Source organism: Collinsella sp. TF05-9AC (assembly GCF_003438495.1).
In the GTDB taxonomy this organism is placed as follows: Bacteria; Actinomycetota; Coriobacteriia; order Coriobacteriales; family Coriobacteriaceae; genus Collinsella.
The window spans coordinates 38,313-50,779 of sequence record NZ_QSSH01000007.1; the positions used below are offsets into that span (position 1 = coordinate 38,313).

General features: G+C 58.5%; 13 protein-coding genes. 7 read left to right on the forward strand and 6 right to left on the reverse strand.

Annotated elements, in window-relative coordinates; translation table 11 throughout:
* Positions 1-14 precede the first annotated feature (14 nt).
* Both DXC52_RS03415 and DXC52_RS03420 read right to left on the reverse strand, forming a co-directional pair.
* A complete protein-coding gene (locus DXC52_RS03415; protein WP_117746140.1) occupies positions 15-1,535 on the reverse strand; it encodes an ATP-binding protein in 1,521 nt (506 codons plus the stop codon).
* A gap of 47 nt (positions 1,536-1,582) precedes the next feature.
* A complete protein-coding gene (locus DXC52_RS03420; protein WP_158554582.1) occupies positions 1,583-2,818 on the reverse strand; it encodes an ABC transporter substrate-binding protein in 1,236 nt (411 codons plus the stop codon).
* Positions 2,819-3,016: 198 nt separating this feature from the next.
* Here DXC52_RS03420 and DXC52_RS03425 point away from each other — a divergent pair, with 198 nt between their 5' ends.
* The 5 genes from DXC52_RS03425 (at position 3,017) to DXC52_RS03440 (ending at position 6,254) form a co-directional block, all read left to right on the forward strand.
* Positions 3,017-3,442 (forward strand): potassium channel family protein, encoded by a 426-nt coding sequence (locus DXC52_RS03425; protein WP_117746142.1) that lies wholly within the window; start codon positions 3,017-3,019, stop codon positions 3,440-3,442.
* Between the two features lie 36 nt (positions 3,443-3,478).
* On the forward strand, positions 3,479-4,012 hold the full coding sequence (locus DXC52_RS03430; RefSeq protein ID WP_117746143.1) for a TIGR00730 family Rossman fold protein: 534 nt from the start codon (positions 3,479-3,481) through the stop codon (positions 4,010-4,012).
* Positions 4,013-4,137: 125 nt separating this feature from the next.
* A complete protein-coding gene (locus tag DXC52_RS10400; RefSeq protein ID WP_199409436.1) occupies positions 4,138-4,770 on the forward strand; it encodes a chloride channel protein in 633 nt (210 codons plus the stop codon).
* 63 nt (positions 4,771-4,833) lie between these two features.
* On the forward strand, positions 4,834-5,427 hold the full coding sequence (locus DXC52_RS10405) for a chloride channel protein (RefSeq protein ID WP_199409437.1): 594 nt from the start codon (positions 4,834-4,836) through the stop codon (positions 5,425-5,427).
* Positions 5,428-5,462: 35 nt separating this feature from the next.
* A complete protein-coding gene (locus DXC52_RS03440) occupies positions 5,463-6,254 on the forward strand; it encodes an EFR1 family ferrodoxin (RefSeq protein ID WP_117746144.1) in 792 nt (263 codons plus the stop codon).
* A 15-nt stretch (positions 6,255-6,269) separates the two neighbouring features.
* Here DXC52_RS03440 and DXC52_RS03445 read toward each other — a convergent pair whose 3' ends face one another.
* From DXC52_RS03445 to DXC52_RS03460, 4 genes are all read right to left on the reverse strand, one after another.
* Positions 6,270-7,145: an EamA family transporter gene (locus DXC52_RS03445; RefSeq protein WP_117746145.1), complete on the reverse strand. Its 876-nt coding sequence runs from the start codon at positions 7,143-7,145 to the stop codon at positions 6,270-6,272.
* A gap of 273 nt (positions 7,146-7,418) precedes the next feature.
* The gene (locus DXC52_RS03450) at positions 7,419-8,117 is read right to left on the reverse strand and encodes an ABC-2 transporter permease (RefSeq protein WP_117746146.1); all 699 of its coding nucleotides are present in this window, start codon (positions 8,115-8,117) and stop codon (positions 7,419-7,421) included.
* On the reverse strand, positions 8,114-8,995 hold the full coding sequence (locus DXC52_RS03455) for an ABC transporter ATP-binding protein (protein ID WP_117746147.1): 882 nt from the start codon (positions 8,993-8,995) through the stop codon (positions 8,114-8,116). The genes DXC52_RS03450 and DXC52_RS03455 overlap by 4 nt, the downstream gene beginning before the upstream one ends.
* A gap of 23 nt (positions 8,996-9,018) precedes the next feature.
* Entirely contained in the window at positions 9,019-9,399 is a 381-nt protein-coding gene (locus tag DXC52_RS03460; protein ID WP_117746148.1) for a GntR family transcriptional regulator, read from the reverse strand.
* A gap of 566 nt (positions 9,400-9,965) precedes the next feature.
* On the opposite strand from DXC52_RS03460, the gene DXC52_RS03465 reads away from it, so the two are divergent.
* Both DXC52_RS03465 and DXC52_RS03470 read left to right on the forward strand, forming a co-directional pair.
* Complete coding sequence (locus DXC52_RS03465; RefSeq protein WP_117746149.1) at positions 9,966-11,579, forward strand: peptide chain release factor 3; 1,614 nt, start codon at positions 9,966-9,968, stop codon at positions 11,577-11,579.
* 156 nt (positions 11,580-11,735) lie between these two features.
* The gene (locus tag DXC52_RS03470; RefSeq protein ID WP_022093974.1) at positions 11,736-12,458 is read left to right on the forward strand and encodes a VUT family protein; all 723 of its coding nucleotides are present in this window, start codon (positions 11,736-11,738) and stop codon (positions 12,456-12,458) included.
* Positions 12,459-12,467: the final 9 nt, after the last annotated feature.

The window sequence follows — 12,467 nt, forward strand, 5'->3', positions numbered from 1 at the left end:
TTGTTGAGCACAAACTATAGCGAAACAGCTCCGTTTTTCTTGATGCGGGCGAGTATGTTTTTGAGCTTGTTAAAGTCGAGCGGTTTGGACAGATGGGCGTTCATGCCGGCTTCGTGTGCCGCCTTGGCGTCCTCGGCAAAGGCATTGGCGGTGAGCGCGATGATGGGGATATCGGCTGCATCGACCTTCTCGCTCAGACGAATCGCGCGGGTCGCCTCGTAACCGTCCATGTCCGGCATCATAATGTCCATCAGGATCGCATCGAAGCTGCCGGCGGGACGGCCAACGTATAGGTCGACCGCTTCGTTGCCATCGGCGGCGCGAGTTACGACAATGCCTTCGCTTTCGAGCAGCGCCTGGGCAATCTCGGCATTGAGCTCGTTATCTTCTGCCAAAAGAACGTTCATGCCGGCAAGCGAGCAGCTGTCTGCTTGCTCGTCCGCGCGTTCTCTTGCCTGAGGGTCTTTGTCGATATCGAGCGGAATCTGGACGTTGAACGTACTCCCCACGCCAACCTCACTCGAAATCTCAATCGTGCCGCCCATCAGTTCAATAAGCGACTTGACGATTGGCATGCCCATGCCGGTTCCTTGGAACTTGCTGCGCGCATCGTCACCTTCTTGGGCAAACGGCTCATAGATATGCTTTAAAAACTTGGGAGTCATACCAATGCCGGTGTCCGAAACGCTAAAGCAAAAGAGAGCGCGCCCGTTATCGAGTGGCTTGGTCTTTGAGCTAAAGGTGACGGAGCCGCCGTGCTTGTTGTACTTAATGCTGTTGTCTAACAGGTTGATCATGATCTGTCGGATATGGGTGGGACTGCCGACCATGTATGGCCCCGTGGCGTACGGCAGACTATTGTCCTGCATTGTGATGCCGTTACTGGACGCGCGGAGCTTGCACAGCACCAGCGTATCGTCACAGAGCTCTTTGAGGTTAAAAGGCGTATGCTCCAGTGTTAGCTTGCGGTCTTCGATTTTGCCCATCTCGAGGATGTCGTTGATCAGCGAGAGCAGGTGATTGGCGGCAACGCGCGCCTTGGCACGGCTCTCGCGGGCGACCTTGATATCGCCTTCCTTCAATTCCTCAATCTCGATAAGGCCCAGGATACCGTTGAGCGGCGTACGGATGTCGTGGCTCATGCGCGTGAGGAATGCCGTCTTAGCGGCGTTGGCAGCGTCGGCTTTTTTGCGCTCGGTTCGAGCGCGCACGAGCGCCCAGATGAGCAGGACGATGCCGACCGACAACATACCGATGAGGGTAGCGGCAATGGCGGTGCGGTTGCGAAAAAGGAATTGAAGCGTGTCTGATTCCTGGGTCGTGTACGACGTGGAGGAGTAATTGCTTGCGGAGAGCGATTCTCCGGCATTGATGATGCCCTTGTTGATGATTCCCAGCAGCTCGGGCTTTCCGTGCGAAATCCAGCACGAGAGCTCACAGGTGTCAGGGAGCTCGACCGTCTCGTAGTCCTTGAGATCATGACGGTCGCCGATGGTTTTTATGCGTGAGCTGGGAGCGACGATGCAGTGCGCCATTCCCTTCCTGAGGGCGTCGAACGCTTCATCGTCGGATTGGTATTCGGTCACGGTCGCTGTGGGGAACAGACTTTCAAGTGCATTTTGTTGACAAACGATGATTTGGTACAGGCGATGTTCTGAAGGTCTTTGTTCAGGTCGCTGCCGGTGTGGATGGCGGTGAGGGATATGGTCCCCAACGATACCGACTGCACAACGCCTGATTGCTCGGCAAACCAGTAATCTCGGTATACCGGCAGCGCAACGTCTATGCTTCCCTTTGACAGGGCCTTTGACATCATCTTGTAGCTATCAAAGGCGACGGTTTTGACCGTAATGCCAAATTTATCGTGCAACGTCGTCGCAAGCGATGCGAGCGAGCCTTCCATTTCGCCGTTTTCGTCTTCGTTGCAGTAGGGGAGTCTGCCCGTAATGTAGCCGAGCGCGATGGTGTTGTCATTTGTTTTGAGCCAGGAACGTTCGGGGCCGTTGAGCGATGATGAACCGCTGTTTTGGGCCGAGTAGTTAGATTTGACTTCGTCGATATAGCGTGGGTTGACGCGGGCGATTGCCGACATGGCGGCATTGATGTCGTCCATCAGGTCGGGGCGGCTTTTGGGGACGGCAAAATAGTAGTCGCTCGAACCAATGTAGAACATGGGGGAGGCGCTGGGTGACGAGGTCGTGTCGTTCATGATGATGGCATCGACCTCGTTGTTTGCGAGCGCGTCAAAGAGGGCACCGCCAGTGTTGATTTCTTTATAGGTGCAGGTAATGCCTTCGTTGGCGAGCCACTGCTGGCCAACGAAGGTTTGCATAACGCCGGGGTTGCAGCCGATGGTAAGGCCTTGGAGCGCTTGGGGGTCACCCTTGGCCAGATCGTCGCGATCGGGCTTGGCGTAGATGAAGTAGCGCTCGGTGCCCTCGGGGTTCGAGGAAAAGAGCAGCTTTTGGGCACGTTCCTCGGAGTAGGAGATGTTGGGCATGAGGTCGATCTCGCCCGCCTCGAGCATGTCCAAAAGCTCGGTGAAGGTGCCGGAGACGTATTCGTACCGCCAGCCGGGCGTGTAGTACGACAGGGTCTGGAGGTACTCGTAACCCCATCCCGAGAGACGCTCGCCGGGGGTGCCGTCCTGGAAGCCCTCGTTGTTGACGAGCCAGCCGACGCGGACCGTCTTGACTGGCTGACTAGAGTCATCGGCAAAAGCCTGAACAGGCGCGATTGAACTCAGCACGGCAAGCGCGGCAAGCACAATGGTCAGGGCGCGACATATAACTGAACGAAGGGCAGTGGCAGCTCTCACATGCAATCCTAACGAATCGAGACATTACCGCATAAGGATACCAGCTCAGCCTGCCCAGTTGGCAGCTGTACCGCTAAACGCTCCCGCCCGGCAGCTGGGGACAGTCCCTTTCTGCCGGCACAAAAGGAACGTCCTTAGCTGCCGGTTGTGGGACAATACCGGGCGAACGTGATTGGGCGTCTGGGAAAAGGGGTCGCGATGAACAAGTTGAGGACGCTTGCCGATGTGCTGCGACAGGCTGGCTTTGCGCGCATCACGGGTCTGTTTCTTATCTTTTACCTGCTGTGCTCGACGGCTGTCTGGCTGTCCGAGCCTACGACCCTCACCTTTGGCGATGGCCTGTGGTTTAGCTTCGAGACGGTCTCGACCATCGGCTTTGGCGACATTCCGGCCGAAACACCGGTTGCCCGCGCTATTACCGTCGTCTTGAGCGTTATTAGCATCTTCTACATCGCCATGCTCACGGGCGTGGCGGTGAACTACTGCAATACGCTCATCAAGATGCGTCAAAAGGACACCATGGCGCGCTTTATGGACGATCTTGAGCATTTGGAAGAGCTCGATCGCGACCAGCTCGCCGACCTGTCGCGCCGCGTGCGCGAATATCGGCGCCGCCAACGCTAGAGCGGGCGCCGCGCGTCACGATGAGGGGGACTGAATATGAATATCACCGTGTATCTGGGTGCCAGTGTCGGTAACGACCCAGCATTTCTGCCTGCGGTACAGGAGCTGGGCAACTGGATTGGCGCCAACGGACACGCGTTGGTATACGGCGGGTCCAAATCGGGCCTGATGGGTGCGCTCGCCGATAGCGTGCTCGATGCTGGCGGACACGTGACGGGTGTTGAGCCGAGCTTTTTTATCGAGGCCGAGTTTCAACATGACGGTATCGACGACCTCATCGTGACGAGTGATATGGCCGAGCGCAAAGCCAAGATGATTGAGCTCGGCGATGCGTTCATCGCCTTTCCCGGTGGGACGGGCACGCTCGAGGAGATTGCCGAGGTCATGTCCGCGGTGTCGTTGGGGCACCTGAGTGCTCCGTGCATCCTGTATAACCTGGACGGTTACTACAACGACCTCAAGGCGCTGCTCGGGCACATGATTGATAAAGGGCTTTCGAGCCCGAGGCGCCAGCACGGCATCTACTTTGCCGACGATTTGCGCGAGATTGTCTCGATTATCAACGGATGAGTCTTGAGCCTGTCCCGCCGTGGTCCCCGGTGGCTCCGTTTGCAGCGCAGACGGTTGGCTTGACTGGGCCACACTCGCTCTACAATAAAACGTATCTATGTCGACTTTGACCGCGGGAGGACCCGATGGATAAGCTCGCTAAACCCACGAACCGAGCGCTGTTTTTGGCCAGCGTTGCTGTGACCGGCGCACTCGCGGGTGCCGCAGTCTGGCTGTTCTTTTTTGCGATGGAGCACGGTATCGACTATCTATGGACAGAGATTCCGCACGCGCTGGGCGTCGCTTCGCCCGAGCTTGCCAGCGGCCCGTTTGGCTTTTTGCCGTATCCGTTTTTTGTCTGCCTGCTGGGCGGCCTGCTAATCGGTCTGTACGAAAAGATGACGGGCACCAGGACCGATGACCTCAACCAGGTGATGGCTAAGGTCAAGCAAGACGGGCACTACCCCTACGACAACCTGGGCAAGCTTTCGCTCGCGGCATTGCTGCCGCTGCTGTTTGGCGGCAGCATTGGACCGGAGGCCGGCCTGACCGGTGTTATCGCGGGTCTGTGCAGCTGGGTCGGCGACCGCATGCGTCGCTTTGGCGCCGAGTTTAGGGAGCTCACGCTGCTGGGCACCCAGGCTGCCCTGACGGCGCTCTTTACGGCGCCCGTCTTTGGCTTCGTGGCACCGCTCGCCGGTAGCGCCGACGGCGACGAGGGCTCTGCGTCCGGCGAGATCACCATCAAGTTGCCCAAGGCGCAAAAGACGATGGTCTAGGGCATTGCGATTGCCGGCGGTCTGGGCACCTACCTGCTGCTTGGCCAGCTTGTGGGCGGCGGCATGGGCATGCCCAGGTTCGAGTCCGCCGAGGTGGGCAACTTGGAACTTGCCTGGCTCATTCCGTTGGCGTTGGTCGGCACCGTTTGCGGCTGGCTGTACTTTGTCTCCGAGCATGCAAGCGAGGCGCTGTCCCATGCAATAGGTGATTGTCCTGTCGTCAAAGCCATGCTGGCCGGTCTGGCGCTCGCCATCTGCGGCACGGTCCTGCCCTACACCATGTTTGCCGGCGAGACCCAGGCCGACGTGCTCATGGAAACCTACCTGACCATTCCCGCCGGCGTGCTTATCGCGACCGGTCTTGTCAAAGCCATGCTGACCCCCGCCCTCATCAACTTGGGTTGGCGCGGAGGCCACTTCTTCCCCGTTATCTTCTCGGGCGTAAGCCTGGGCTATGGTCTTGCCATTCTTACCGGTGCCGATCCGGTCTTTTGCGTCGCCGTCTGCACGGCCTCGACGATGGGCGCTGTCATGCGCCAGCCGGTCATGGTCGTGGGCCTGCTGCTCATGTGCTTCCCACTCAAGGGTATCGTCTGCATGATCATCGCCGCAGCCATCGCCGCCGGCGCTCCACTGCCCAAGCCGCTGCGCAATTAGCGCGCTTTTTCACGAGTCAATTCCAGGGGTGCGAGATGATTCTGTACTTTAGCGCGACGGGGAACAGCGATCATGTGGCGCGTCGCATTGCAGCGGCGACAGACGACAAAGTTATGTCGATTGAGCGCTTTGATGCCGAGATCCTTCACCTTGCTGTGATGGAAGGCCCCCGTCGGCTGGGGTTTGTCGCCCCGGTATACGCCTGGGGCTTGCCGACGCCAATGATCGAGTTTTTGAAGACTGTCGACCTATCGGTTGCTGCCGGCACAAAGGGCGGCGAGCGCCCCTATACGTTCTATGTCTCGACATATGGTTCGACGACTGGGCAATCGGCCAAGTTTGCCCGCGATCTGCTACACGAGCGTGGGCTCGAGTTAGATGCGGCGATGAGCGTCAAGATGCCCGATACCTGGACGCCTGTTTTCGACCTGTCTGACCCTCAAAAGGTTGAGGGTATCAATAGGGCTGCCGAGGCGCAGATTGATGCCGTGATCGAGGCGGTGCGGGCGCGCCGCACGGGCAACATGATGCGCCATCGCGTGCCTCTGTTTGCATCGTGCGCGTATCACGCAATTGGGCTGCCGCGCATGCAACAGACGAGCAAGTTTGCTGTCGATGCCGATCGCTGCATCGGCTGCGGCCTGTGTGCCAAGCGCTGCCCCATGACGGCGATTGAGATGCGAGACGGCCTTCCCGTCTGGACAAAGCCGGAGTGCGCAGCCTGCCTTCGTTGCCTGCACTGTTGTCCCAAATTTGCCATCTCGCACGGTAAGCGCACGGCATCCCACGGTCAGTACAGGCATCCCAGGCCAGGTGTGAGGATGTAGCGGCCGCTGGCCGCGCTACTTCCAAACTGCGAGCGCGGCGGTGCCCAGGACGATGAGGGCGAGACCGATGGCGCTGCGTCGTGAGAGTTTTTCGTTGAATGCCAGGCGCGCAAATAGTACCGATACGACAATCGATAGTTTGTCGATCTGCACCACGACACTCACCTGGCCTGCAGCGATGGCATAGTAATAGAGCAGCCACGATGCTCCGGTCGCGATGCCCGATGTTGCGAGAAATGTGAGTTCGCGCCGGTCAGCGTGCGCGACCTGCTCCAGTTTTCCCTTGGCTGCCACGATTGCCCATGCCATAACCAGTACCACACAGGTACGGATTGCCGTGGCCAGGTTGGACTCGACGCCTTCGATGCCAACCTTGGCAAGGATGGACGTGAGCGCCGCGAACGCGGCGGCACCGAGGGCGTAAGCGAGCCAGGTCCGGTCTTGCTGCTGCTCGGGTCCGGCGGACTGCTTCTTCTCGATCATTAAAAATGCGCCGAGGGTGATGACAGCGGTTCCCACGAGCTTAACCGCAAGGTTGCTCGTCTCGCCAAAAAGCACGATGGCGATCAGTGCAGCGAGTACGGTGCTCATCTTGTCGACTGGTACGACCTTATTGACGTCTCCGATGCCCAACGCCTTAAAGTAACAGATCCACGAAGCACCGGTGGCGAGTCCCGAGAGGACGAGAAAGAGCCAGGATCTGGATTCGATGCTGCCAATGGTTCCAATGGATCCAGAAATGCCCGCCATTGCCCAGGCGAAAACGAGCACCACGCAGGTGCGAATGGCCGTCGCGACATCGGAGTCGGTCTGCTTGATGCCGCATTTGGCCAGGATAGATGTGATGCCGGCAAAGAAAGCCGACACAAATGCTGCTGCGACCCACGACACGGGTGAAATGCCTCCCCAAAGAACGACCGCGCCAGATTACGGCGCTCGTCCGATGATATCGTCCCGCCATGAAGCTTTGATATCGCTGTGGTGAGACAGGGGCCATAGTTCGAGAGGGCATTTGGTTAAGGCTCGAATCGAAGATATGCTGTCGGCTTCTCTTTGGTTGCCGAGATCTAAACGGCATGTCGTAAAGGGTGGTAGCGACGTTGTTGCTGCTTCTTCTTATCTAGTAAATGAGGTGGGGTGCCGCCCAAGCCCTTTAGCTGTCGATTACAGGTCGCGTGCTCGATAGACCTTGATGCTGATGGTGCAGCTGATTGCACATAGCGCGAGGGCCAGTACGGCAATTCCTGCGCACAGACAGCCAAGGACGGCGGGATCGGGATTCGCTCCGGCAATCGACATGAGCCAGTTGCTGATGGGGTTGGAGGAACTCAACGTTGCCATGGTAAGGCACCCGAGCATGGCAAACAGGCCGACGGATAGGCGCAGCGCCTCCATGTGTCCAAATCGAAAGAACAGCGGCTGCGCCAAAAACACCATCATGAGGGAAATGAGCATCGAGGCTGCCGAGGCGATTGCGATTTCAAAGACCGTCTGTCCCGTCGAAGGAATGCCCGCGCTGTTGAAGAGCGGGATGGCGACGATACGCAAAAGCGTAGCTGCACATGCCATGACGGCGGAGAAGACAATAACGCTCAGGTAGCGTGCACAAATAATGTCTTTGCGCGAGAAGGGCAGCGTTGCCCGATAACGCTCCCAGCTATTTTGATTGTCGAAGCCGGCCAGCGAGCTCATGACCATGATGGGCGACATGGCACTGACCGCGCAGGCGCCGGCACTTGTGCCAGAGTCGCCGACCGACGTGTTGGCGAGGGACAGCACGACGAATAAAAACAGGCCGACGCCCGCGATGCTCGGGATGAGCGTGCGAACGATGGCGAGTTCGGACATAAAGGCGCGTTTCATTTCGAAGCCCCTTTCAGCATGAGGCGCAGATAGTCATCAATGGTTGCCCGATCGCAGGGAATCTCGGGGAAGGCCTCGAGTGTTTCGCGACGGTTGGGTACGAGTCCGTCCACGCTGTAGGCATGGCGGGCGGCGCGGGCACCTTCGACGCAAGCCATAAGCTCGGCGGCCTGTGCTTGGGTGCAGTGGACGATGCCGGCTCGGTCGGTAATGTCCTCGCGCGGCAGGTCAAACACAATCGAGCCGTTATCGATGCAGATGACGCGGTCGGCAGCGCGATCGAGGTCGGACGTAATGTGGCTCGAGAGCAGCACGCTGTGCAGGCCGTCGGAAACAAAGGCGAGCAGCTCATCAAGCAGCTCCTCGCGTGCCATGGGATCGAGGCCCGCGGTGGCTTCGTCCAAAACGAGCAGCTTGGCCTTGTGGCTGAGTGCGCAGGCAAGCTGCAGTTTCATGCCCATGCCGCGGGAGAGGTCCTTGACCTTTGTCTTGGGATCGAGGCCAAATCGGTTGATGAATCGGGCGAACGTTTCGCGGTCCCACGTGGGGTACGCTGGGCCTACGAGCGACTCGATCTGGCCCACCTTGAGCGTGGAGGGGAAGGGGCACGTGTCCAGGACAAGACCGATGTGGGAACGCAGGCAGCGCTGCGCCTCACCGGGTGCGTCGGCGCCACAGTGCTGCCCAAACAGGTGTACCTCGCCGGCATCGAGTTTGATAAGCCCAAGCGCGGCTCGAATCGTCGTTGTTTTGCCGGCACCGTTGGCACCCACAAAGCCGACGATCTGGCCAGGTTCCACGGCAAGCGTGACGTCGCGCAGCGAAAAACGGTCACTCACATGGCGTGAGATGCCTTTGAGTTCTAAAAGGTTTTGCATGGTATAGCCTTTCTTGCAGATGGCTACTGCATGGTTTCGGGGGCTACCAGGTCGAGCATCTCGTGCAGCTTGTCGCGCGTGACGCCCAGGGCCTCGGCTTGGCTTGCCGCTTTCGCGAGCAGCTCTTCGATATGGCAGAGCTGGTTTTCACGCAAGAGCTCTTGGTTGCCTTCGGCGACAAAACAGCCCTTGCCCTGCACGGTGCAGATAAAGCCGAGCTGCTCCAGGTCGGCGTAGGCGCGCTTGGTGGTGATGACGCTCACGCCAAGATCGCTCGCGAGTGCACGGATGCTGGGGAGTTTGGCTCCCGCAGCGAGTGCGCCCGAGAGTATCTGTGCTTTAACCTGCGAAGATATCTGCTCGTAGATGGGCTTGTCGCTCGAATTGGATAGGATGATGTCCACAGCGGCTCCTTAGCTGATGGGCTACACGTGTATATAACCGGTAAGCACAGTATATATACACTATATACAGTTATGCAAGAGACAAATACGGAATAGCCCACCGGCGCCGCGCTTGCTCCAAAACAATCTCAATTTGTAACACCTGGGTCCGTTTTGGGTCGCCTTCTGTTACAGATTGAGATGTTATTTGCCCGCCTGCCTATTTGTCTCAATCTGTAACAGTAAGAGTCGATTTGCGCGGCTAGATGTTACAGAACGAGACATTGGCCACCCGTCTATCCTTATATCTCAATCTGTAACATCTGGAACCGATTTGGACGGCTACCTGTTACAGATCGAGATCTTTCTGGGACGCCCACCTGTTTGTCTAAATCTGTAACAGGTAGAGGTTCAAAAACCGTCTAGATGTTACAGATCGAGACAAACTGCTGCGGAGTGCCGCCATCGACTGCTACCCTAGGCCCCAACTGATGAATTTGTCCTGATAGGCGCTCTAAAACGGGATTTCGCGGCTACAATAGTGCGGTTACAACGACGTAATGCACTCAATGCAAGAAAGGATCCGCATGGCAAGCCTGTCGGATGAAATCTCGTCGCGCCGCACATTCGCGATCATCAGCCACCCGGACGCCGGTAAGACCACGCTTACCGAGAAGCTGCTGCTCTATACCGGCAGTATCCAGACCGCCGGCTCGGTCAAGGGCAAGAGCTCGGCCAAGCATGCCGTCTCGGACTGGATGGACATCGAGAAGGAGCGCGGCATCTCCGTCACCTCCTCGGTGCTGCAGTTCACCTATAACGGCGCCTGCGTCAACATCCTCGATACCCCCGGCCACCAGGACTTCTCGGAGGATACCTACCGTACCCTTATGGCCGCCGACGCCGCAGTCATGGTCATCGACGGCGCCAAGGGCGTCGAGGCCCAGACCAAAAAGCTCTTTAAGGTTTGTACGCTGCGTCACATTCCCATCTTCACCTTTGTGAACAAGCTCGACCACGAGGCTCGCGATCCGTTTGAGCTCATGGAAGAGATCGAGAATGTCCTGGGCATCAATACGTATCCTATGAATTGGCCGATCGGCAGCGGCCGCAACTTCCGCGGCGTGTTCGATCGTCAGACCCGTCGCGTTATCGCCTTTGAGGGCGACGGCCACGCCAACGCCACCAAGAAGGTCGCCGAGATCGAGGCCGAGTTGGGCGATCCTTCCATGGATGAGCTTATTGGCGAGGAAAACCATAAGAACCTGATGGACGACATCGAGCTGCTCGATGGCGCTGGCGACGAGCTCGACTTGGATGCCGTGGCCTGCGGCAAGCTGAGCCCGGCGTTCTTTGGCTCGGCGCTCACCAACTTTGGCGTGGAGCCCTTCCTCAAGGAGTTCCTGCGTCTGGCCCCGACGCCGCGCGCCTATACCGATACGCTCACCGGCGAGCCGGTCGATCCCTGCCGCGACGACTTTAGCGGCTTTGTGTTTAAGATCCAGGCCAATATGGACAAGAACCACCGAGACCGCATCGCCTTTGTGCGCATTTGCTCGGGCAAGTTCGAGCGTGGCATGGATGCCTTCCACATGCAGGGCAACCGTAAACTCAAGCTGGCCACGGGCACCTCGATGATGGCCGATGACCGCGCGATTGTTGACGAGGCGTACGCGGGCGATATCGTGGGCCTGTTCGATCCGGGTATCTTTAGCATCGGCGACACCGTGTGCTCTGGCAAGCGCCACGTGCAGTATCCGCAGATCCCGACGTTTGCCCCCGAGATGTTCGCTCGCATTACGCAGGTCGATACGCTCAAGCGCAAGCAGTTCGTCAAGGGTATGGAGGAGCTTGCCCAGGAGGGCGCCATCCAGATCTTCCGCGAGCTGGGCGCCGGCATGGAGAGCGTCATCGTGGGCGTGGTCGGCGTGCTGCAGTTTGAGGTGCTCGAGCGCCGCCTCAAGGCTGAGTACCGTGTTGAGGTTCGTCGCCAGCCGCTGCCCTATACGGACATCCGCTGGATCCAGAACGACCCCGACACTATTGATATCCCGGGCCTTTCGCTCACGCGCGACACGCTGCGCGTCGAGGACATGCGCGGCGGTAAGCTGCTGCTGTTCACGAGCCCGTGGAACGTGGATTGGGCAACCGACCACAACCCCGACCTGATCCTGTCGGAGTTTGGCAACGTGGCCTTTTAACGCATCGGCGCGGTGGCCCTGCGGAGCTGCCGCGCCGTTCGCTTGCCTGATGCCGCGCGAGCGGCTATCATACCCACCGTCGTCTCAAGACCGAGACGTCCGAGCAGTTCGGGTCCGATATCCTGCTCGTTAAACCTAAAACCAAAGGAGTACATAATGATCAAGAAGGTCATGGAGGACTACAAGGTCCTGTTGCGGAGCATTCCCGCGGCAACGGTTTCGCTGTTTTTCGTGAGCGTCATCATGATGAACCTGCTGGCCAACAAAGAACTCATCAGCCTACCGTATCTGGCACTCGATTGCGGCTTTGTGGTGAGCTGGGTCTCGTTTTTGTGCCAGGACATGATCTGCAAGCGCTTTGGCGCCAAGGCATCCATCAAAATCTCTATCCTCGCGCTGCTGGTCAATCTGGCTGTGAGCCTGTGCTTTTGGGCATGTTCGCTCACGCCCGGCATGTGGGGCGCCTACTACGACACGGGCATGATCGAGGTCAACACCGCCCTTAACGCCACCATCGGCGGCACCTGGTACGTGGTGCTGGGCTCTTCGCTTGCCATGCTCGTTTCTGCCGTGGTTAACTCCACGCTCAACCAGTCGCTCGGCCGTATGCTCAAGAAGAATAACTTTGCGAGCTTTGCCTTCCGTTCCTATGTGTCCACGGGTGTTGGCCAGTTTATTGACAACCTGGTCTTTGCCATCGTGGTGAGCCACACGTTCTTTGGTTGGACCTGGGTGCAGGTCCTCATGTGCTCGCTGACCGGCGCTGTTGCCGAGCTGCTGTGCGAGGTCTTCCTGAGCCCCGTGGGCTACAAGGTCGTGCGCGGCTGGGAGCGCGAGAATGTGGGTTCCGAGTACCTCGAGCGCCACGCAACCGCCTAAGGAGCAAGT

Coding starts and splice junctions, on each gene's coding strand:
- DXC52_RS03415 (WP_117746140.1), bottom strand. CDS start 1,535: ATGGCGCACTGCATCGTCGCTCCCAGCTCACGCATAAAAACCATCGGC.
- DXC52_RS03430 (WP_117746143.1), top strand. CDS start 3,479: ATGAATATCACCGTGTATCTGGGTGCCAGTGTCGGTAACGACCCAGCA.
- DXC52_RS03465 (WP_117746149.1), top strand. CDS start 9,966: ATGGCAAGCCTGTCGGATGAAATCTCGTCGCGCCGCACATTCGCGATC.
- DXC52_RS03440 (WP_117746144.1), top strand. CDS start 5,463: ATGATTCTGTACTTTAGCGCGACGGGGAACAGCGATCATGTGGCGCGT.
- DXC52_RS10400 (WP_199409436.1), top strand. CDS start 4,138: ATGGATAAGCTCGCTAAACCCACGAACCGAGCGCTGTTTTTGGCCAGC.
- DXC52_RS03455 (WP_117746147.1), bottom strand. CDS start 8,995: ATGCAAAACCTTTTAGAACTCAAAGGCATCTCACGCCATGTGAGTGAC.
- DXC52_RS03470 (WP_022093974.1), top strand. CDS start 11,736: ATGATCAAGAAGGTCATGGAGGACTACAAGGTCCTGTTGCGGAGCATT.
- DXC52_RS03450 (WP_117746146.1), bottom strand. CDS start 8,117: ATGAAACGCGCCTTTATGTCCGAACTCGCCATCGTTCGCACGCTCATC.
- DXC52_RS10405 (WP_199409437.1), top strand. CDS start 4,834: ATGGGCATGCCCAGGTTCGAGTCCGCCGAGGTGGGCAACTTGGAACTT.
- DXC52_RS03425 (WP_117746142.1), top strand. CDS start 3,017: ATGAACAAGTTGAGGACGCTTGCCGATGTGCTGCGACAGGCTGGCTTT.